The organism is Stenotrophomonas sp. Steno-Z2, from assembly GCF_056393235.1.
This window is the reverse complement of the sequence record NZ_JBWJOY010000007.1, coordinates 19,579-40,620: the sequence shown is the minus strand read 5'-3', so window position 1 is coordinate 40,620 and position 21,042 is coordinate 19,579. Positions and strand designations below refer to the sequence as shown.

Annotated in this window: 19 protein-coding genes; all 19 read left to right on the top strand. The window is 71.5% G+C overall.

The window, feature by feature from the left end; genetic code table 11:
• Position 1: 1 nt before the first annotated feature.
• The 19 genes from AC06FP_RS13615 (at position 2) to AC06FP_RS13525 (ending at position 21,023) form a co-directional block, all read left to right on the top strand.
• Positions 2 to 1,285: an ATP-grasp domain-containing protein gene (locus tag AC06FP_RS13615; RefSeq protein ID WP_478075857.1), complete on the top strand. Its 1,284-nt coding sequence runs from the start codon at positions 2 to 4 to the stop codon at positions 1,283 to 1,285.
• A gap of 60 nt (positions 1,286 to 1,345) precedes the next feature.
• Positions 1,346 to 2,473 (top strand): DegT/DnrJ/EryC1/StrS family aminotransferase, encoded by a 1,128-nt coding sequence (locus AC06FP_RS13610; RefSeq protein WP_456116194.1) that lies wholly within the window; start codon positions 1,346 to 1,348, stop codon positions 2,471 to 2,473.
• 11 nt (positions 2,474 to 2,484) lie between these two features.
• The gene (locus AC06FP_RS13605; RefSeq protein WP_478075856.1) at positions 2,485 to 3,777 is read left to right on the top strand and encodes a CDP-glycerol glycerophosphotransferase family protein; all 1,293 of its coding nucleotides are present in this window, start codon (positions 2,485 to 2,487) and stop codon (positions 3,775 to 3,777) included.
• Complete coding sequence (locus AC06FP_RS13600) at positions 3,774 to 7,301, top strand: glycosyltransferase (RefSeq protein WP_478075855.1); 3,528 nt, start codon at positions 3,774 to 3,776, stop codon at positions 7,299 to 7,301. The genes AC06FP_RS13605 and AC06FP_RS13600 overlap by 4 nt, the downstream gene beginning before the upstream one ends.
• Before the next feature lie 285 nt (positions 7,302 to 7,586).
• Positions 7,587 to 7,949: a flagellar hook-basal body complex protein FliE gene (gene fliE, locus AC06FP_RS13595; protein ID WP_456116197.1), complete on the top strand. Its 363-nt coding sequence runs from the start codon at positions 7,587 to 7,589 to the stop codon at positions 7,947 to 7,949.
• 13 nt (positions 7,950 to 7,962) lie between these two features.
• Positions 7,963 to 9,606, top strand: coding sequence for a flagellar basal-body MS-ring/collar protein FliF (gene fliF / locus AC06FP_RS13590; protein ID WP_456116198.1), 1,644 nt, complete (start codon positions 7,963 to 7,965; stop codon positions 9,604 to 9,606).
• Between the two features lie 13 nt (positions 9,607 to 9,619).
• The gene (fliG, locus tag AC06FP_RS13585; RefSeq protein WP_456119432.1) at positions 9,620 to 10,606 is read left to right on the top strand and encodes a flagellar motor switch protein FliG; all 987 of its coding nucleotides are present in this window, start codon (positions 9,620 to 9,622) and stop codon (positions 10,604 to 10,606) included.
• Entirely contained in the window at positions 10,603 to 11,250 is a 648-nt protein-coding gene (locus AC06FP_RS13580; RefSeq protein WP_478075854.1) for a FliH/SctL family protein, read from the top strand. Before fliG ends, AC06FP_RS13580 begins: the two co-directional genes overlap by 4 nt.
• A gap of 17 nt (positions 11,251 to 11,267) precedes the next feature.
• On the top strand, positions 11,268 to 12,656 hold the full coding sequence (locus AC06FP_RS13575) for a FliI/YscN family ATPase (RefSeq protein WP_456119433.1): 1,389 nt from the start codon (positions 11,268 to 11,270) through the stop codon (positions 12,654 to 12,656).
• Positions 12,653 to 13,120, top strand: a complete 468-nt coding sequence (gene fliJ, locus AC06FP_RS13570) for a flagellar export protein FliJ (protein WP_456116200.1) — start codon at positions 12,653 to 12,655, stop codon at positions 13,118 to 13,120. The genes AC06FP_RS13575 and fliJ overlap by 4 nt, the downstream gene beginning before the upstream one ends.
• The gene (locus tag AC06FP_RS13565) at positions 13,117 to 14,259 is read left to right on the top strand and encodes a flagellar hook-length control protein FliK (protein WP_478075853.1); all 1,143 of its coding nucleotides are present in this window, start codon (positions 13,117 to 13,119) and stop codon (positions 14,257 to 14,259) included. The genes fliJ and AC06FP_RS13565 overlap by 4 nt, the downstream gene beginning before the upstream one ends.
• A gap of 219 nt (positions 14,260 to 14,478) precedes the next feature.
• Positions 14,479 to 15,012: a flagellar basal body-associated FliL family protein gene (locus AC06FP_RS13560; RefSeq protein WP_478075852.1), complete on the top strand. Its 534-nt coding sequence runs from the start codon at positions 14,479 to 14,481 to the stop codon at positions 15,010 to 15,012.
• 10 nt (positions 15,013 to 15,022) lie between these two features.
• Positions 15,023 to 16,039 carry a flagellar motor switch protein FliM gene (gene fliM, locus AC06FP_RS13555; protein ID WP_456116203.1) on the top strand — a complete coding sequence of 339 codons (1,017 nt, stop codon included), beginning with the start codon at positions 15,023 to 15,025 and terminating at the stop codon, positions 16,037 to 16,039.
• 28 nt (positions 16,040 to 16,067) lie between these two features.
• The gene (gene fliN, locus AC06FP_RS13550; RefSeq protein WP_478075935.1) at positions 16,068 to 16,388 is read left to right on the top strand and encodes a flagellar motor switch protein FliN; all 321 of its coding nucleotides are present in this window, start codon (positions 16,068 to 16,070) and stop codon (positions 16,386 to 16,388) included.
• Positions 16,385 to 16,792: a flagellar biosynthetic protein FliO gene (gene fliO, locus AC06FP_RS13545; RefSeq protein WP_456116205.1), complete on the top strand. Its 408-nt coding sequence runs from the start codon at positions 16,385 to 16,387 to the stop codon at positions 16,790 to 16,792. The genes fliN and fliO overlap by 4 nt, the downstream gene beginning before the upstream one ends.
• A gap of 2 nt (positions 16,793 to 16,794) precedes the next feature.
• Entirely contained in the window at positions 16,795 to 17,577 is a 783-nt protein-coding gene (gene fliP / locus AC06FP_RS13540) for a flagellar type III secretion system pore protein FliP (protein WP_456116206.1), read from the top strand.
• 120 nt (positions 17,578 to 17,697) lie between these two features.
• Positions 17,698 to 17,967, top strand: a complete 270-nt coding sequence (locus AC06FP_RS13535; RefSeq protein ID WP_433851612.1) for a flagellar biosynthetic protein FliQ — start codon at positions 17,698 to 17,700, stop codon at positions 17,965 to 17,967.
• 8 nt (positions 17,968 to 17,975) lie between these two features.
• A complete protein-coding gene (gene fliR, locus AC06FP_RS13530; protein WP_478075851.1) occupies positions 17,976 to 18,767 on the top strand; it encodes a flagellar biosynthetic protein FliR in 792 nt (263 codons plus the stop codon).
• Positions 18,768 to 18,938: 171 nt separating this feature from the next.
• Positions 18,939 to 21,023: a putative bifunctional diguanylate cyclase/phosphodiesterase gene (locus AC06FP_RS13525; protein ID WP_478075850.1), complete on the top strand. Its 2,085-nt coding sequence runs from the start codon at positions 18,939 to 18,941 to the stop codon at positions 21,021 to 21,023.
• Positions 21,024 to 21,042 lie beyond the last annotated feature (19 nt).

Here is a 21,042-nt window from a genome sequence, read left to right as displayed (position 1 = left end):
CATGAGCGGGCGCGTCAACGTCCTGGTCTTTCCCTGCGGTTCGGAAATCGGGCTGGAGATCCATGCCGCCCTGCGCCATGCCAAGGACATCGGCCTGCATGGCGCCTCCTCGGTGGAGGACCACGGCGAGTTCGCCTACCGCCGCCATCGCCGGATCGACGCCGACACCGGCAACGGCGATCTGGTCGCCGAACTCAACGCCCTGATCGACGCGTGGGACATCGACCTGGTGGTGCCCGCGCACGACAGCGTGATTCCGCTGCTCGCCGCGCAGCGTGGCCGGCTGCATGCCGCCGCCGCGGTGCCGGACGCCGCCACGGCGATGCTGTGCCGGGACAAGCGCGCGACCTATGCGCGCCTGCGCCCGCTGGGCATCGTGCCCGATGACGCCGGTCCCGTCGGCGGCGCCTACCCGGTGTTCGCCAAGCCGGCCATCGGCCAGGGCAGCCAGGGCGCCGAGCGCGTCGACGAAGCCCGGCGCCACCGCCAGTTGCTGGACAGCGGCGAGCCCTACCTGTTCAGCGAATACCTGCCCGGCGAGGAATACACGGTGGACTGCCTGTCGGCCAGCGACGGCCAGCTGCTGCATGCCGCGCCGCGGCGGCGCACGCGGACCAGGAACGGCATCAGCGTGCGCACCGAGCCGGCCGATGTCCCGGCCCTGGTCGCCATGGCCGAAGCCATCGCCGGCGAACTGCGCCTGCGCGGCGCCTGGTTCTTCCAGGCCCGCCGCGACGCCGACGGCGTACCGAAACTGCTGGAGGTCGCACCGCGCATCGCCGGGTCCATGGCGCTGTCGCGGATGCGTGGCGTCAACTTTCCCCTGCTGCACGTCTATGCGCACCTGGACCGCCCGTTCTCGGTGCTGCCGCTGGGCCATGCGGTGCAGCTGGACCGCGCGCTCGGCAACCGCTACCGCACCGGGCTCGACTACCGCCGCGTCTACCTGGACCTGGACGACACCCTGATACTCGACGGCAAGGTCAACCCGGTCCTGGCCGCCCTGCTCTACCAGTGGACCGGCGCGGGCATCGAGGTGGTGCTGCTGACCCGCCACCGCCAGTGTCCCCGCCAGACCCTGGAGCGGCACCGGCTGTGCCCCGCGCTGTTCCAGCGGATCGTGCACCTGCGCGACGGCTCGCCCAAGAGCGCCGCGATCGCCACCGACCTGCCGGCGATCTTCATCGACGATGCTTTCCGCGAACGCCGCGATGTGCTGCAGAACACCGGCGTGCCGGTGTTCGACCTGGATGCCGTCGAGCAGCTGCTGGACCTGCGCGCCTGACCCGCCGGCGGCTGGAACGGCGCTTGCATCCGCACAGGGGCGCCCTACTCAGAGCCCTGGATGAAAACCAAGCCCGTCCACGTCACCAGCCCCCTTCTGCCGCCGCTGGAAGAGTTCATCCCCTACCTGGAACGGATCTGGGAGAGCCGCATCCTGACCAATGCCGGCAGCATGCACCAGGCGCTGGAGAAGGCGCTGTGCAGTTATCTGGGGGTCAAGCACATCGCCCTGTTCGCCAACGGCACGCTGGCGCTGGTCACCGCCCTGCAGGCGCTGCGCATCACCGGCGAGGTCATCACCACGCCCTACTCCTTCGTGGCCACCGCGCACTCGCTGCTGTGGAACGGAGTCAAGCCGGTGTTCGTGGACATCGACCCGGAAACGCTCAACCTCGACCCGGCGAAGATCGAGGCGGCCATCACCCCGCAGACGACGGCGATCATGCCGGTGCACTGCTACGGCACCCCGTGCGACGTGGCGGCCATCGCCCGCATCGCCGACACCTACAACCTGAAGGTGATCTACGACGCGGCCCACGCCTTCGCCGTCCGCGACGCGCGCGGCAGCGTGCTCCGGCATGGCGACCTGTCGATACTCAGCTTCCACGCCACCAAGGTGTTCAATACCTTCGAGGGCGGCGCCATCGTCTGCCCCGACGCGCGCACCAAGCAGCGCATCGACCACCTCAAGAACTTCGGCTTCGTCAACGAGACCACCGTGGTGGCCCCCGGCATCAACGGCAAGATGCACGAGGTCAGCGCCGCCTTCGGGCTGCTGCAGCTCAAGCACATCGACCGCGCCCTGGCGCGGCGCGCCGAGATCGACGCCCACTACCGCCAGCGGCTGGCGGGCATCCGCGGCCTGCACTGCCTGCCGAAGGCGAGCCGGGAGACGGGCAACCACGCTTATTTCCCGGTGATGATCGACGAGGATTTCCCCATCGGCCGCGACGCGCTCTACCAGGTGATGCGCGGGCAGGACATCCTGGTGAGGCGCTATTTCCACCCATTGATCAGCGAGTTCCCGATGTATCGCGGCCTGCCCTCGGCGGCCCCCGGCAACCTGCCCGTGGCCCACGCGGCCGCGCGCCGCGTGCTGTGCCTGCCGATCCATCCGGAGCTGCCCGCCGCCGAGGTCGACCGGGTCTGCGACCTGATCGTTTCGCAGCTGCGCGCCCATGCGGCATGACCTGGACGAGGATGCGCGCCCCGCTGCACCAGCGCAGGATCGTGGACGCCTGGCTGGGCGTGCCGTTGCTGGCGCTGTGGCGGGTGCTGGACCGGGTGCTGCCCAAGCGCGCTGACCGCTGGGCGTTCTTCGACCATCCGCTCAAACGCGGTCAGTTCATCGAGAACGCCCGCGCGGTGTTCGAGCAGGTGCGCCACGACCCGCGGGTGCAGGTCCGGATATTCGTGCGTGGCGGCCTTCGCCCGGGCGACATCGAGGAATCCGGGCGGATCCGGATCGTGCCGCTGGATACGCTGGCGGGGCTGCTGGAACTGGCCCGTTGCGGCGTGCTGCTGCTCACCAATTCGACCGCGCTGGACATGTCGCTGGCCTGGCGCAACGGCGGCTACGGCGCGCCGCGGCCCGCGCTCCGGCGCCGGGTCGTGGTCAACCTCTGGCACGGCATCCCGCTCAAGCGCCTGTTCGCCCTGGCCAACCCCGGCCAGCGGCGGCACGGCGACCGGGATGGCTTCCGTCGCCGCGAGCGCGGCTTCTACGCCGGCCTGGTCGCCTCCTCGGACGTGGATGCCCACGCCATGGCCGCCATCTTCCATCCGATACCGCCGGCCAATGTCTGGGTGACGGGCCTGCCCCGCACCGATTTCCTGCGCATGCCCGAGTCCGCGCTGCCCACCGCGCTGGGCGCGCAGCTGGCCAGGGTGCGCGACCTGCGCCGCGGGCGCCGCCTGGTGCTCTACGCGCCGACCTACCGCGATGCCAGCGCATCGGGCCAGCGCGACTATCCCTTCAGCACCGCCGAAGCGGCGCGCCTGAAGGAGCTGCTGCGGCGCCACGGCGCGGTGCTGGGCTTCCGCGGACACTACGTGACCGCGGCCAGGGCTCCGTCCGGCCTGGCCTGCCACATCGACGGCGAGACCATCCTCGACCTGGGGCATGCCGGTTTCCAGGAGATCGCGCCGCTGCTGCGCGAGAGCAGCGTGGTGCTGACCGACTACTCGTCCGTCTATATCGATGCGCTCTGCCTGGATCTTCCGGTCATCGGCTTCGCCCATGACCTGGACGACTACCGCCAGCGCCAGAACGGCCTGCTGTACGACATGGAGCTGGCCTTCCCCGGGCCGGTGACCACCACGTTCGACGCCCTGCTGGCCGCGCTGGACGCCCGCCTGGCCGCCCCCCGCTTCCAGCCCGACGAACGTTACCGCAACGCCCGCCGCCTGTTCTTCCGCCACGACGACGCGGACAACGCGCGCCGGGTGGTGCAGCGGATACACGACACCCTTGCCGGAAAAACCGCCCGATGAATGCTCCTCCCGCCAACGCCCTGGTCAGCGTGGTGATGCCCGCCTACAAGGCGGCGTGGCTGCCGCACGCGCTGGAGAGCGTGCGCCGGCAGACCTATCGGCCGCTGGAACTGGTGGTCTGCGACGACTCCAGCGGCGGGCGCGTCAGGGAGGTCGTCGAGGCCTTCGCCGCGCGCGCGGATTTCCCGGTGTATTACTCGCGCAATCCCGCGCACTTGGGCGAAACCGGCAGTACCGCACGCGGAATCGCCCTGGCGGGCGGCGAGTTCGTCAAGTTCCTGCACGACGACGACATGCTGTACGACGACTGCATCGCCACCCTGGTCGACGCCTTCGCGCGGGTGCCCGGGCTGGCGCTGGCCTGCGCCCGGCGGCACCTGATCGACGAACGTTCCGGCCTGATCCGGGACGAACTGGCCACCGCCTTCCCGGCAGCCGAGGACGTGCTGATCGAGGGCCAGGACCTGATCGACTTCCTGGCCGACCACACCCTCAATTTCCTCGGCGAGCCGAGCTCGGCGATGTGCCGCCGCGCGCAGCTGCTGGAATTCGGCGACAGGCTGCCGTTCCTGGGCGATACGCGCATCGCCTGGGTGGCCGACCTGGCGCTGTACGTGAAGCTGATGCGCCACGGCCCCGTCGCGCTGACCTGCCGCCCGCTGCTGGGCTTCCGCATCTCCCGGCACCAGTTCAGCCAGCATGGGCGCGACACGCCCGGCATCGGCGAGAAGAACCACGAAGCCTTCCGGCAGGCGATCCGCGAACTGGGCTGGTACCGCGGCGGAGACACCCGCCAGGTCGCGCTCGCGCCCCTGGACGGCTCCCGGCCGGCGACGCGGATCGATCTGCTCGAAGCGCTGCAACAGGCCCTGGACACCGCGCACAGGACGCACCCGCTGCGCGCATGGCACAGCCGCCGGCGTCCCAATGCCGCGCAACAGCAGGCCATCGGCGCCTGGATCGGTTCGCAGGACCCGCAGCCCCGCCTTGGGGTGCTGGTCCGCGGATGCGCCGATCCAGCGGCGGTGCGCCGCCTCCTTGCCAGCCTGGCGTCCCTGCCTGCGGAACTGGCCGGGCGGATACGGGTCAGGGCGATGAGCGCGCCGCTGCCCCGGCACGCGCCGCCTGCCAGCCTGGGCTCGCTGGAATGGCTGGGCGACGCCCCGGCCGGTTCGCTCGATGCCCTGGTCGCGGACTGGGACGTGGACTGGCTGCTGGCCGTCGGCGCGGAGGCCACCTTCACCCCCGGCGGAATGACCCGCCTGCTGCTGCGGCTTGCGGCCGCGGACGGCGGCATGCGCGCGCTCTTCGCCGACGAATGGCACCGCGCCGATCCCGCCCAACTGGCGCCGTCGCTGCGCCCGGACCTCAACCTCGACCTGCTGCTCGGCAACCCGGCGATGCTGGCCGGGCACTGGGTGTTCCGCCGCGACGCGGTGCGCGACGCCGGCGGTTTCGATCCGGAGGCGGGCGATGCGGCCGAACTGGACCTGATCCTGCGCCTGGTCCAGCACGGCGGCTTCGACGGCATCGTCCACCTGCCCGAGCCGCTGCTGACCTGCGCGCCGCCGCGCGTCGACGCGCAGGCGCAGCAGCGCGTCATCCTGCGCCACCTGCAGGCGCGCGGCTATGCCGCGGCGAGGGTGGAAAGCGCCGGCGCCGGCCTGTACCGGATCGGCTACGGCCACGACCGGCAGCCCGCGGTGTCGCTGGTCGTGGTCGTCGCACCGGACACGATGCTGGTCTCGCTGGAACGCTGCGTGGTCTCGCTGCTGGAAAAGACCGCCTATCCGAACTACGAACTGCTGTTGATCGACAACGGCGCCACGGACCAAACCCGCCAGTGGATGCAGCAGGTGGAGGCGCTGGCAGCCGGGCGCGTGCGCGCCTTCGCCTTCGATCCGCCGCTGGCGCATGCGGCCGCCTGCAACCTCGCCGCCACCCAGGCCGCGGGCGAATTCCTGCTGTTCCTGCGCCCGGAGGTGGCGGCGCTGCAGCCGCAGTGGCTGGACGAACTGCTCAACCATGGCCTGCGTCCCGAGGTCGGCATCGTCGGCGGCAAGACCATCTCCGCCGACGGCAAGGTCACCCACGCCGGACTGGTGCCCGGCCTGTTGTCCAGCGGCGGCCGCGCCTTCGCCGGCTCGCCGATGGACGCGCCCGGCTACATGAACCGCCTGCAGGTGGCGCAGAACTACTCGGCCGTGGCCGACAGCTGCCTGCTGATCGGCAAGGCGTTGTTCATGGAACTGGAGGGGTTCGACCACGCCGCCTTCGCCGACGAAGGTGCCGACGTGGACCTGTGCCTGCGCGCGCGCCAGCGCGGTTATCTGACGGTTTGGACGCCGCACGCGCTGCTGCTGCATTCGGTGGAGGCGGCGCCGCTGCCGCCGGCCGCCGGCGATGCGCTGCTGGAACGCTGGCTGCCCGCCCTCGCCCACGATCCGGCCTACAACCCCAGCCTGCGCCTGGACCTGCCCGGCGGTTTCCGCCTGGGCGAATCGGACTTCTCCTGGCAGCCGCTGCCGTGGCGGCCGATCCCGCGCGTGCTCGCGCACCCGGCCGATCCCTGGGGCAGCGGCCAGTACCGGGTGATCCAGCCGTTCGAGGCGCTCCGGGCCGCCGGCCACGCCGAAGGCGCGCTCTACGCCACCGTGCTGGACACCGTCGAACAGGCGCGCATCGATCCGGACGTGGTGGTGCTGCAGCGCCGGGTTTCCGACGAGGACCTGGAGCGCATGCGGCGCATGCCGCGCTTCTCGCGGGCGCTGAAGATCTACGAGCTGGACGACTACCTGCCCAACCTGCCGGCCAAGAGCGCGCACCGCGAACACATGCCGCGCGACATCCTGCGCACCCTGCGGCAGGCGTTCGCGCGGGTGGACCGGGTGGTGGTCTCCACCCCCGACCTGGCCGAAGCCTTCGCCGGCCTGCACCCGGACATCCGCGTCGCCCGCAACCGCCTGCCGCCGCGCTGGTGGAAGGGCCTGCCGGCACCGCGCCGCACCGCCGGCCGCCGGCCGCGCGTGGGCTGGGCCGGCGGCGTCGGCCATACCGGCGATCTGGAAATGGTGGCCGACGTGGTGGCCGAACTGGCCAGTGAAGTGGACTGGGTGTTCCTGGGCATGTGCCCGGAACGGCTGCGCCCGCACGTGGCCGAGTTCCATCCCGGCGTCGACATCGAGGCCTACCCGCGCTTCCTGGCCCGCCTGGACCTGGACCTGGCCATCGCGCCGCTGGAGCAGAACCGCTTCAACGAATGCAAAAGCAATCTGCGCCTGCTGGAATACGGCGCCTGCGCGGTGCCGGTGGTATGCAGCGACGTCGGTCCCTACCGCGACGACGGGCTGCCGGTGACGCGGGTGCGCAACCGCCACCGCGACTGGGTCGGCGCGATCCGCGCGCACCTGGCCGACGCGGCCGCGCGCGCCGCCGCCGGCGACGCGCTGCGCGCGGTGGTGCACCGCGACTGGATGCTGGCCGACGCCGGCCTGGCGGAGTGGCAGGCGGCCTGGCTGCCCTGAGCCGTCACCGTGGCGCCCCGGCGGCTGCGCCGGCCCAGCGGCCGGCGCCAGCCGCCATCACTTGACGAACGCCGGCATCCCGCCGGCGGATGACGTCGTTCCGGCACCTGTTCCCGCTTCCGGCGGCGGGCGCCACGGTTCCCCGGCGTCGCCGACGGAAAACCGGCGCCGGCATGCCGGCTGTGCCACGCCGCCGCTGCACCCCCGCGGTTTTCCCGCCGCTCCGCTTCCGGCACGCGACTTGCACATGAACGGGCAGTACTCCCCTGTCCCGGAACCTTGTCGATGTCCCACTCCGTCAATTCCATCCTGTCCCAGATCCGCAGCTTCCAGACCCAGGTGAGCCAGCCGTTGCCGGCCGCCGACGTCGCGCGCAGCAACGCCATCGACGGATTGGCCGGAATCCGGCCCGCCACCGCGCCGGTGGCCAGCTTCACCGACACGCTGCAGGGCGCCCTGGCCGACGTCAACCGCGCCCAGCAGGTCTCCGGCGCGCTGGCCGCGGCCTTCGAGCGCGGCGAATCCGGCGCCGACCTGGCCAAGGTCATGGTCGCCTCCCAGCAGTCCCAGTTGGCGTTCCGCGCCACCGTGGAAGTCCGCAACCGTCTCGTCCAGGCCTACCAGGACGTGATGAACATGCCGCTGTAAGGAACCGCTCGCCATGGCACTCGCGCTGTCCAAGGATTCATTCAATTCGGAAAAGGCCGGCGCCTGGTTCGACCGGCTGCAGAGCCTGCAGATCACCCGGCGGCTGGGGCTGATGGCGATGATCACGATCGCCGTCGCGGCCGGCCTGTTCGTGTTCTTCTGGGCGCAGAAGGCGCCGATGGCGCCGCTGTACACCGGCCTGGACCAGAAGGCGACCGCCGAGGCCGCCGACCTGCTGCGCGCCGCGCAGATTCCCTTCGAACTGGATGCGGCCACCGGCGCGATCAGCGTGCCGGAGAAGAACATCCACGACGCCCGCCTCAAGCTGGCCGGTTCCGGCCTGACCGACAGCGGCCGGCTCGGTTTCGAGCTGATGGAGCGCGACCCCGGCTTCGGCGTCAGCCAGTTCATGGAAAACGCGCGCTACCAGCACGCGCTGGAAACCGAGCTGGTGCGCACCATCACCACCCTGCGCCCGGTGCGCGACGCGCGCGTGCACCTGGCCATTCCCAAGCCCAGCGCCTTCACCCGCCAGCGCGACGTCGCCAGCGCCTCGGTGGTGCTGGAACTGCGCTCGGGCCAGCAGCTGGAACGCAACCAGGTCGACGCGATCGTGCACATGGTCGCCTCCAGCATCCCGGACCTGGCGCCGGAGCGGGTCACCGTGGTCGACCAGAGCGGGCGCATGCTGACCATCTCCGACCCGGACAGCGAGGCGGCGATGAACGCCGCGCAGTTCGACCAGGTGCGCCGCCTGGAGACCTCCTACAACCAACGCATCCGCGAGCTCCTCGAGCCGATGACCGGCCCCGGCCGGGTCAACCCGGAAGTCAGCGTGGACATGGATTTCTCCATCACCGAGGAAGCGCGCGAGCTGTACAACGGCGAGCCGCAGAAGGTGCGCAGCGAGCAGATCAGCGAGAACACCACCACCACGCAGGGCCCGCAGGGCGTGCCCGGCGCGGCCAGCAACACCCCGCCCGGCCCGGCGGCCGCGCCGGCCACCGCCGCCGCCCCGACCGAGAGCAGCAAGAACGCCACCCGCAACTACGAGCTGGACCGCACCCTGCAGCACACCCGGCAGCCGGCCGGGCGCGTCAAGCGGGTGTCGGTGGCGGTGCTGGTCGACCACGTCCCGCGCCCCGGCAGCAACGGCAAGGTCAGCGACCAGGCGCTCAGCGCCGCCGAACTGACCCGGGTCGAGGCGCTGGTCAAGCAGGCGGTCGGCTTCGACGCCGCGCGCGGCGACACCGTGTCGGTGATGAACGCGCCGTTCGTGCGCGACACCACGCCGGTCGAACCGCCCCGGTGGTGGGAAATCCCGCAGGTCCGCGACGGCCTGCGGCTGGTGCTCGGCGCCATCGTGGTGCTGGCCCTGCTGTTCGGCGTGCTGCGCCCGGCGCTGCGCCAGATCGCCAGCCCGCCGAAGGCATTGGCCGGCCCGGGCGAGGACCCGCTGCGCGCCGACGTGCACCTGGTCGAGGATGGCGATGGCCTGCCCGGCCTGGCCAACGACCAGCTGCAGCTGGGCGGCGCCGCGCCGCTGGCGCTGCCGCTGGATGCCTACGAGGAACGCCTGCGCATGGCGCGCGAGGCGGTCCGCGCCGATTCCAAGCGCGTGGCCCAGGTGGTGAAGGGATGGGTGGCCAATGACTGATTCCGTGGTCCAGATGACCGGCGTGCAGCGCGCCGCCGTGCTGCTGCTCTCGCTGGGCGAAGCCGACGCGGCCGAGGTGCTGCGCCACATGGAGCCCAAGGAGGTGCAGAAGATCGGCATCGCCATGGCCACCCTGACCGACGTCAGCCGCGAACAGGTGCAGCAGGTCATGGACGAGTTCGGCAGCGAGCTCGGCAACAAGACCTCGCTCAGCGTCGGCTCGGACGACTACATCCGCAACATGCTGGTGCAGGCGCTGGGCAACGAGAAGGCCAACAACCTGATCGACCGCATCCTGCTGGGCCGCAATACCACCGGCCTGGACACGCTGAAGTGGATGGACCCGCGCGCGGTCGCCGACCTGGTGCGCAACGAGCACCCGCAGATCATCGCCATCGTCATGTCGCACCTGGAGAACGACCAGGCCGCCGACGCGCTGAAGCTGCTGCCCGAACGCACCCGCGTGGACGTGCTGCTGCGCATCGCCACGCTCGACGGCATCCCGCCCAACGCGCTGAACGAACTCAACGAGATCATGGAGCGCCAGTTCGCCGGCAACCAGAACCTGAAGTCGTCCAACATCGGCGGCGTGCAGTGCGCGGCCAACATCCTCAACTTCATGGACGGCGGCCAGGACCAGGCCATCCTCAGCGCGATCGCGCAGGTCGACGCGCCGCTGGGCAGCCGCATCCAGGACCTGATGTTCGTGTTCGACGACCTGGTGGACCTGGACGACCGCGAAATGCAGCTGGTGCTGCGCGAAGTCAGCGGCGAGCGCCTGGGCCTGGCCCTGCGCGGCGCCGACATCAAGGTGCGCGACAAGATCACCCGCAACATGTCCCAGCGCGCCGCCGAGATCCTGCTCGAGGACATGGAAGCCCGCGGCCCGGTCAAGCTGTCCGACGTGGAGGCCGCGCAGCGCGAGATCCTGGCCATCGTCAAGCGCATGGCCGATGAGGGCACGGTCACCATCGGCGGCAACGCGGAGACCATGCTGTGAGCCCGGTGGTGCGCTGGATGGCCCCCGACCTCACCGCGCTGCGCGAGCCGGCGCCGGATGCGCTGGACGGCAATGCGGCTGATGCCGCCGAGCTGTCGACCGAGCCGCTGCCGCAGCCGCCGACGCTGGAGGAAATCCAGGCCATCCAGGACGCCGCCCGCCAGGAAGGGCGGGAACAGGGGCATGCCGAAGGCTATGCCGACGGCCAGGCGCAGGGCCAGGCCGAGGTGCGCCGGCTGGTCGCGCAGATCGAGGGCATCCTGGACAACTTCAGCCGCCCGCTGCTGCGCCTGGAGGACGAAGTGGTGGCCGCGCTGGGCGAACTGGCGGTGCGCGTGGCCGGGCAGCTGCTCGGCCGCGCCTATGAAGCCGAGCCGGTGCTGCTGCAGGAGCTGGTCAACGAGGCGCTGGAAGCGGTCGGCGGCAGCAGCCGCGAGGTCGAGGTGCGCCTGCACCCGGACGACATCGCCGCGCTGGCGCCGCTGCTGAAGCTGGCGCCCGGCCAGCGCCTGAGCCCGGACCCGGGCCTGAGCCGCGGCGACCTGCGCGTGCACGCCGAGAGCGTGCGCATCGACGCCACGCTCGAGGCGCGCCTGCGCGCGGCCCTGTCCACGGTGATGCGCAGGGCCGGAGCCACGCAATGAGCCCGCCGGTCGCCGACATGCCGCTGCCCGACACTCCGCCGCCGGCACCGGCCGGCTGGTCGGCCGCGCGCAACCTGCGCCTGGCCGCGCGGCTGGACGCCATCCACATCGAACCGGGCCACGGCCGCGGCCTGATCCGCGAAGGCGTGCTGCGCCGCGCGGTCGGGCTGACCCTGGAAGCGGTCGGCTGCGAGGCGCCGATGGGCGCCACCTGCAAGGTCGAGGTCGACGGCGGCTGGGTCGATGCCGAAGTGGTCGGCTTCGCCGGCGAGCGCACCTACCTGATGCCCAGCGCCGAACTGCACGGCCTGCTGCCGAACGCGCGCGTGGTGCCGTCGTACCGGCGCGGCGGCGTCGAGGTCGGCGAAGGCCTGCTCGGCCGGGTCATCGACAGCGACGGCGTGCCGCTGGACGGCAAGGGCCCGATCCGCGCCGAGGGCAGCGCCGGCATGGCCGGCGTGTCGATCAACCCGCTGGCGCGCGAACCCATCACCCAGCCGCTGGACGTGGGCGTGCGCGCGATCAACGCGCTGCTGCCGATCGGCCGCGGCCAGCGCGTGGGCCTGTTCGCCGGCTCCGGCGTCGGCAAATCGACGCTGCTGGGCATGATGACCCGCTTCACCTCGGCCGACGTCATTGTCGTCGGCCTGATCGGCGAGCGCGGCCGCGAAGTGCGCGACTTCGTCGAGACCACCCTCGGCGAGGAAGGCCTGCGCCGCGCGGTGGTGGTCGCCGCCCCGGCCGACCGGCCGCCGCTGGCGCGCCTGCACGGCGCCTACCGCGCCACCGCCATCGCCGAGTGGTTCCGCGACCAGGGCCTGAACGTGCTGCTGCTGATGGATTCGCTGACCCGCTTCGCCCAGGCCCAGCGCGAGATCGGCCTGTCCGTCGGCGAACCGCCGACCACCCGCGGCTACCCGCCCAGCGTGTTCGCCAAGCTGCCGGCGCTGGTCGAGCGCGCCGGCAACGGCGCCAAGGGCCGCGGCTCGATCACCGCCTTCTACACCGTGCTCACCGAGGGCGACGACCCGCAGGACCCGATCGCCGACGCCGCCCGCGCCATCCTCGACGGCCACATCCTGCTCTCGCGCCGGGTCGCCGATTCGGGCCTGTACCCGGCCATCGACGTGGAATCCTCGGTCAGCCGCGTGGTGCAGGACATCGCCGACGACGCCTGGCGCCTGCGCATCCGCAAGCTCAAGCGGCTGGTGGCGGCGTACTCGGCCAACCGCGACCTGATCGCCATCGGCGCCTACCAGCGCGGCAACGACCCGGCAACCGACGAAGCGCTGGAGCGCTGGCCGGAGATCCTCGAATTCCTCGGCCAGGACGTCAGCCTGGCCGCCGACCTTCCCCACAGCCTTGCCGCGTTGAAACGCCTGGTCGAAAGCGAGAACGTCCCATGAAGCAATCCCGTCGCCTGGACCCCCTGCTGCGCCGTGCGCAGGATCACGAGGACGAGGTCGCCCGCGCCCTGGCCGAACGCCAGCAGGCGCTGGACATGCACCTCTCGCGCCTGGAGGAACTGCGCCGCTACGCCGAGGAATACGCCAGCCAGCAGATGGCCGGCGCGCAGCTGGCCGCCACCAGCCCGTCGCAGCTGATGAACCGGCGCGCCTTCCTCGACCGTCTGGACAGCGCCGTGCAGCAGCAGCGCCAGACCGTGGACCGCAACCGCGAGCGCGTCGACGCCGAGCGCGCGCGGCTGCTGCTGGCCAGCCGCGACAAGCAGGTGCTGGAACAGCTGGCCGCCAGCTACCGCGCCCAGGAAAAGCAGGTCGAGGAACGCCGCGACCAGCGCGAGATGGACGATCTCGGCGCCCGTCGCGTGCGCCAGGCGCGGCTGTCGGGCGAGGACGAAAGCCCATGACGCCGCTCGCCCTCGGCGCCTCCGCCGCCGCCAGCCAGGCAACGGCCGCCGGCAGCAGCGCCCCCGCCGGCAACGCCGCCGGCAAGGAACCGGGCGGCTTCGACACACTGCTGCACGCCGCCCCGCAGCCGCCGCCGCGCGCCAAGCCCGCCGAAAAACCGGCACCGCAGCCCCAGGGCCAGGCCAGCGACGATCCCGTCGCCGCACCGGCGAAATCCGCAGAAGCGGCCGAGGCCACGGAAGAGTCCATGGCCAGTGACGCCGGGAAAGCGCCGGCGCCGGCCGCCGCCGACAGCTCCCGGGACGACACGGATACCGACGAGCTGCCATGGCCGCCGCCGGGTCTTTCCGGGCTGCTGCCGGTCGCCGCACCCGTGCCTGCGCCGCTGGCCGCTGCCCCCGTTGCCACTGCCGGCGGCGATCCGCCGGCGCCCGCCGGCGCGCCGATCCCCGCCGCTGCCCTGCCCGGCACGGCCCCGCAGACCGCCCTCCAGCAGACACCGACGGCTGCGCAACCCGCCGCCGGAACCGACGGCGACGCCCTGGCGCAGCTGGCCAGCCTGGAAACCGCGGCGCTGCCGCGCGCCGGCGGCGACAGCCCCGTGCCGGCCACCGACCCGGCGGCGGGCGCCGCGCTGTTCGGCCCGCTGCTGCACAACCTGGCCGCCATGGCCGACGCCCGCCCGGCAGCGACGCTGCCGCCGGCGCTGGCCGCGCCGGTCGACCCGCAGGCCGCCGATTTCGACGACGCCCTCGGCGCGCGCGTCGGCTGGCTGGCCGAGCAGAAGATCGGCCACGCGCATATCCGCGTCACCCCGAACGAGCTGGGGCCGGTGGAGGTGAAGCTGCAGCTGGACGGCGACCGCGTCCATGCCAGCTTCTCCAGCGCGCACGCCGAGGTCCGCCAGGCGCTGGAAAACGGCCTGCCGCGCCTGCGCGAGATGCTCGGCGAGCAGGGCCTGCAGCTGGCGCACGCCGACGTCGGCCAGCAGTCGGCGCATCCGCAGGCGTCCGGCGACGACGGCCAGCCTGCCGGCAGCGGCCCCGGCACCGGGACCGATGCGGACGGCACCGGCGCGCCCGCCACGCCGGGCATGCACGCGATCCGGCTGCGCGGCCTGCTCGATGCGTACGCCTGACGGCGGAAACAGGGCGGCATGAGCCGGCAGGCGCCGGTGGGCGCGGCCCGCCGGTAGCCGTCCTCCGAAGCCGCGGGCCCTCGTCCGCGCTTCCACTGGCTCCGGGTTCCCGTCCGTCGCGTTCCTGCTCCACGCCCCGTCAACTTCCCGTCACCGCCTTCGACCGCGCTGCGGCACGCGTATTGCATATCCAGGGGCAGCAACCCTGAGGAGCACAACGTGGCAGCCGCCGCCGACAAATCCCGCAAGCCGGACACTTCCAAGGACAAGGACAAGGACATCCCCAGCAAGCCGCGGCGCTCGCTGCTGGCGACGGCCCTGGTCGCCGTCATCGCCGCCGCCGGTGCCGGCGGCGCGGTCTGGTACTTCACCCAGGGCCGCGCCGACGCGGCACCGGCCAAGGCCAAGGTCGCCACCGCGGCGACGCCGGCTCCGGCCCAGTATTTCGCGCTGGATCCGGCCTTCGTGGTCAATCTCAACGGCCGCATCGACGGCCCGCGCTACCTGCAGGTCGAAGTGCAGCTGATGACCCGCGATCCGGAAGCGCTGCCGGCGCTGCAGACCCATGCACCGGCGATCCGCGCCAAGCTGCTGATGCTGTTCTCCCAGGTCGAGCCGGAGCAGATCGCCGACCGCGCCGGCAAGGAGCGCCTGCAGGCCTCGGCGCTGGCCGAAGTGCAAAAGCTGATGACCGCCGAGACCGGCAAGAAGACCGCCGACGACCTGCTGTTCACCAGCTTCGTCACCCAGTAAGGCGACGCCGATGAGCATCAACGACCTGCTGTCCCAGGATGAAATCGACGCCCTGCTGCACGGCGTCGACTCCGGTGCGGTGGAGACCGTGGAGCCCGAGCCGCCGCCGGGCGAGGCGCGGCCCTACGATTTCGCCAGCCAGGACCGGATCATCCGCGGGCGCATGCCCACCCTGGAGATGGTCAACGAGCGCTTCGTGCGCCTGTGGCGCATCGGCCTGTTCAACCTGATCCGGCGTTCGGCCGAGATCTCGGTGCGCGGCATCGAGCTGATCAAGTTCGGCGACTACCTGCACTCGCTGTACGTGCCCACCAACCTCAACCTGGTGCGCTTCAAGCCGCTGCGCGGCACCGGCCTGATCGTGTTCGAGCCGACCCTGGTGTTCGCGGTGGTGGACAACTTCTTCGGCGGCGACGGCCGTTACCACACCCGCATCGAGGGCCGCGAGTTCACCGCCACCGAGATGCGCGTGATCCAGCTGATGCTCAAGCAGGCCTTCATCGACCTGCGCGAGGCCTGGAGCCCGGTGATGAACGTCGATTTCGACTACATCAACTCCGAGATCAACCCGCACTTCGCCAACATCGTCAGCCCGCGCGAGTACGTGGTGGTGTGCCGCTTCCACGTAGAACTGGAAAGCGGCGGCGGCGACATCCACATCACCCTGCCGTACTCGATGCTGGAGCCGATCCGCGAACTGCTCGACGCCGGCATCCAGAGCGACCGCAACGACCGCGACGAGAGCTGGGCGATCATGCTGCGCGAGCAGCTGGACACCGCCGAGGTGGAACTGTCCAGCGTGATCGCGCGCCGCCGCATGAGCCTGCGCGAGCTCGGCCGGCTGAAGGTCGGCGACATCCTGCCCATCGAGATGCTGAAGGAAGTGCCGTTGTGCGTCGAAGGCATCCCGGTGTTCACCGGCGAGTTCGGCATCGCCCACGACCGCAACGCCATCAAGATCACCGCTACCCATCCGCCGGGCAGGCCGCCGCGCCCGTCCGCGTCCCAGGAAGACTCCCATGACTGAGCACGACCCCAACGAGACCCCTGCCGCCATGCCCTCCGCCGCGCCGGCGCAGTTCGCCAACCTGCAGGCCGAGGGCGACGGCACCACCGACCTCAACCTGGACGTGATCCTGGACGTGCCGGTGACGCTGTCGCTGGAGGTCGGCCGCGCGCGCGTGCCGATCCGCAACCTGCTGCAGCTCAACCAGGGTTCGGTGGTGGAACTGGAACGCGGCGCCGGCGAATCGCTGGACGTGTTCGTCAACGGCACGCTGATCGCGCATGGCGAGGTGGTGGTCATCAACGACCGCTTCGGCGTGCGCCTGACCGACGTGGTCAGCCCCAGCGAGCGCATCCGGAGACTGCGTTGAGCCTGCTGCCGGCCACCGTCCTGGCCGTCGCGGCCAAGGCCGCGCCGGTCGGCCAGCACGCCGCGCCGGCGCCGGGCCTGTTCGGCGCGGTGATGGCGCTGCTGGCGGTGCTGGCGCTGATCGTCGGCCTGGGCTGGCTGCTCAAGCGGCTGCCCGGCAGCGGCTTCCGCCAGGCCGAGGGGCTGAAGCTGGTGGCCAGCCTCAACGTCGGCGCCAAGGAACGCGTGGTGGTGGTGGACGTCAACGGCCAGCAGCTGCTGCTGGGCGTCACCGCCGGCGGCATCAGCGCCCTGCACACCCTGCCCGCGCCGCTGCCGCAGGCGCCGGCGCCATCGCTTCCCGACCTCAAACACCTCCCGAATTTCGCGCAGCTGCTGCAACAGAAACTGCGCAAGGACGCCTGAGCATGCCGGTCCAACGCTTCGATTCCCGCCGCTGCTGGCAGCTGGCGACCTTCCTCGCCCTGCTGGCCCTGCCGCTGTTCGCCTGGGCCGCGCCCGCCGCGCCGCAGATGCCGGCCCTGCCCGACGTGAACGTCGGCAGGATCGGCGGCGCCCCGGTCAGCCTGCCGCTGCAGACCCTGCTGCTGATGACGGCCATCACCCTGCTGCCGTCGCTGCTGCTGGTGCTGACCGCCTTCACCCGCATCATCATCGTGCTCGGCCTGCTGCGCCAGGCGATGGGCACCGGGCAGACGCCCTCCAACCAGGTACTGCTCGGCCTGTCCCTGTTCCTGACCGCGATGATCATGATGCCGGTCTGGGACAAGGCATGGTCCACCGGCATGGCGCCCTACCTGGACGGTCAGATCGACTTCCAGACCGCCTGGACGCTGACCACCCAGCCGCTGCGCGCCTTCATGCTGGCGCAGGTGCGCGAGACCGACCTGATGACCTTCGCCGGCCTGGCCGGCCAGGGCCCCTACGCCGGCCCGGACGCGATCCCGTTCCCGGTGCTGGTGGCCTCCTTCGTCACCAGCGAGCTGAAGACCGCGTTCGAGATCGGTTTCCTGATCTTCATCCCGTTCGTGATCATCGACCTGGTGGTGTCCAGCGTGCTGATGTCGATGGGCATGATGATGCTCTCGCCGATGCTGATCTCCGCGCCGTTCAAGATCCTGCTGTTCGTGCTGGTGGACGGCTGGGTGCTGGTGGTGGGCACGCTGGCGGCGAGTTTCAATGCGGTTTGAAGCGGGGAACGGGGAAAGGGGAAAGGGGAACAGGGAATGTGGATTCCCCGTTACCCGCCCCTCCCCGCTAGCCAGCCTCCTCTCTCCCTGTTCCCCATTCCCCGTTCCCGGCCTTTCCCCATGTCCCCCGAACTCGCCCTTACCGAACTGCGCGGCGGCCTGGTCGCCACGCTCTGGGTCGCCGGCCCGCTGCTGATCGTCGTGCTGGTGGTCGGCGTGGTGATCGGCATCATCCAGGCCGCCACCCAGCTCAACGAGCCGACCATCGCCTTCATCGCCAAGGCCGCGGCGCTGACCGCGGCGCTGTTCGCGCTGGGCAGCCTGCTGCTCGGCCACCTGGTGGAATTCACCACCCTGCTGTTCCAGCGCATCCCGCACCTGATCGGCTAGGCGGCGCCATGGATTCCGTCACCCGGATGGTGATCGACGGCCAGCAGGCCTTCGCCATCATCGGCACCACGCTGTGGGTCATGCTGCGCATCGGCGCGATGCTGATGGCCATGCCGATGGTCGGCTCGCGCGCGGTGCCGGCGCGGGTGCGGGCGCTGCTGGCCATCGCCCTGTCGGTGGCGCTGGCGCCGGTGCTGCCGCCGGTGCCGGTGTGGAACGGCTTCGACGCGGCCACCGTATTGAGCATCGCCCGCGAACTGGCGGTGGGGGTGAGCATCGGCTTCCTGCTGCGGCTGATCTTCGAGGCCGGCGCCATGGCCGGCGAACTGATCGCGCAGGGCACCGGCCTGGCCTTCGCGCAGATGAGCGATCCGCTGCGCGGCGGCAGCTCCGGCGTGGTCGGGCAATGGTTCTACCTGCTGTTCGGACTGCTGTTCTTCACCAGCAACGGCCACCTGGCGCTGATCTCGCTGCTGGTGGACAGCTACAAGGCCCTGCCGATCGGCACCGCGCTGCCCGACCCGCACGCGATGGCGGCGCTGGCCCCGACCCTGTTCCTGCAGGTGTTCCGCGGCGCGCTCACCCTGGCGCTGCCGCTGACCGTGGCGATGCTGGCGGTGAACCTGGCCTTCGGCGCGCTGGCGCGGGCCGCGCCGGCGCTGCACCCGATGCAGCTGGGCCTGCCGGTGTCGCTGCTGCTGGGGCTGTTCCTGCTGACCCTGCTGGCCGGGGAAATGGCCACCCCGGTGCAGCGCCTGTTCGACAGCGCATTCGAGGCCGCGCGGCAGGTGACTTCGTGATGCCGGGCACATCCGCCGCGTTCACCCCGCCCTCGGCCGGGCGATGCTATTGCTTGCCGCCGACGGGCCCGGGATAGTCACCGATACGCGCGCCGGCCGGGGGAATCGCCGGGCGCGCCTGGCAGCGTGCCGCGCCGGACGCGTGGCGCATGGAATGGAAGGGAGGGGGCCGTGCTTGCAGGAAGCTACAACCCGTTGTTCGTCGTGCTGTCGGTCCTGGTCGCGATCCTGGCCTCGTTCACCGCGCTGGACATGGCCTCGCGCGTCTCGGCCTCGCGCCGCGCCGGCGCGGCGGTCGGCTGGCTGGTGGCCGGCGGCGTCGCCATGGGCGCCGGCATCTGGTCGATGCATTTCATCGGCATGCTCGCCTTCCGCCTGCCGATCCCGCTCGGCTACGACCTGTGGCTGACCGTCGAATCGCTGCTGGTCGCCATCGCCGCCTCGCTGTTCGCGCTGTGGCTGGTCTCGCGCCCCACCCTGCCGCACCTGCGGCTGGCGCTGGGCGCGCTGCTGATGGGCCTGGGCATCGCCTGGATGCACTACGTGGGCATGGCCGCGCTGCGCATGCAGCCGGCCATCGACTACGACCCGCTGCGCTTCGTGCTGTCCATCGTGATCGCGGTGGTCGCCTCGTGGAGCGCGCTGTACATCGCCTTCCGCATGCGCGCGATGGAGAAGGCGCTGCCGCAGCGCCTGGCCGCCGCCGCGGTGATGGGCCTGGCCATCGTCGGCATGCACTACACCGGCATGGCCGCGGCGCGCTTCCCGGCCGGTTCGGTCTGCGCCGCGGCGGGCAGCGGCGGGATCAGCGTCGAATGGCTGGCCGCCTGCGTGGTGATGCTGACCGTGGCGGTGATGACGGTGGTGCTGGTGATCTCGCTGTTCGAGCAGCGCATGCAGGCGCGCCTGCTGCACCTGCGCAATTCGACGCTGTCGGCCTCGCTGGACGACGCGCGCAAGGAGCTGTTCCACGCCAGCCGCCACGATTCGCTGACCGGCCTGCCCAACCGCCAGCTTTCGCACGACCGCATCGAGCAGCTGCTGCAGCGCTGCGAGAAGGACGGCCAGGCCTGCGCGGTGATGACCCTGGACCTGGACGAGTTCCGCCACATCAACAGCGCCTTCGGCCCGCAGGCCGGCGACGCGGTCATGGTCGACGTGGCCGAACAGCTGCGCCGCCTGCTGCCCGACGGCGGCCTGGTCGGCCGCCTGGGCGGCGACCAGTACGTGATCGCGCTGCCGCTGGCCGGCGGCGCCACCGCCGCGCCGCTGGCCGAGCGCATCCTCATCGCGCTCAACGCGGTGCGCGTGGGCGGGCGCGACATGCGCGTCACCGGCAGCCTGGGCCTGGCCCTGTACCCGGCCCACGGCCGTTCGGCGCCGCAGCTGGTGGTGCATGCCGAAACCGCCACCCGCCACGCCAAGCTGGCCGGCCGCAACACCCATGCGCAGTTCGCCGAATGGATGAACGCCGATGCCGAACAGGACCAGCGCCTGCTGGAGGACCTGCTGCGGGCCATCGGCAGCGCCCAGCTGTCGCTGCACTACCAGCCGCGGGTGCATGCCGACAGCGGCCGCGTCACCGGCGCCGAAGCCCTGCTGCGCTGGCGCCACCCCGTGCACGGGCCGGTGCCCAGCGAGCGCGTCATCCGCCTGGCCGAACAGAACGGGCTGATGGATACGATCGGCCTGTGGGTGCTGGACGAGGCCTGCCGGCAGATCCGCCGCTGGCACGACGCCGGCCACCCCGACTGGCAGATGTCGGTCAACCTGTCCGGCCTGCAGCTGGACTCCCCGCGCCTGGTCGAGGACGTGCGCCAGGCCCTGCAGCGCCACGCGCTGGAGCCCTCGCGCCTGGTGCTGGAAGTCAGCGAGAACGCGGTCACCCGCGATGCCGACGCCGCGGTCGGCGTGCTGCGCGCCATCGCCGCGCTGGGCGTGGGCATCTCGATCGACGATTTCGGCACCGGCTTCTCCAGCCTGCTGCAGCTGCGGCGGCTGCCGGCCACCGAGATCAAGATCGACCGCGCCTTCGTGGTCGCGCTGGAGGACAGCGACGAGGACGTGGTGGTGGTCTCGGCCATCGTGGCGCTGGGCCATGCGCTGAACATGGAAGTCGTCGCCAAGGGCATCGAGACCTCGGGCCAGCGTACCTATGCCGAGCGCCTGGGCTGCGACCACCTGCAGGGCTACCAGCTCGGGCGCCCGGTCGCCGCGGACAGCTTCCTGCGCCTGTACGGCAGCGGCGGCTTCTGACCGCCGCGGCCGGCCGGTG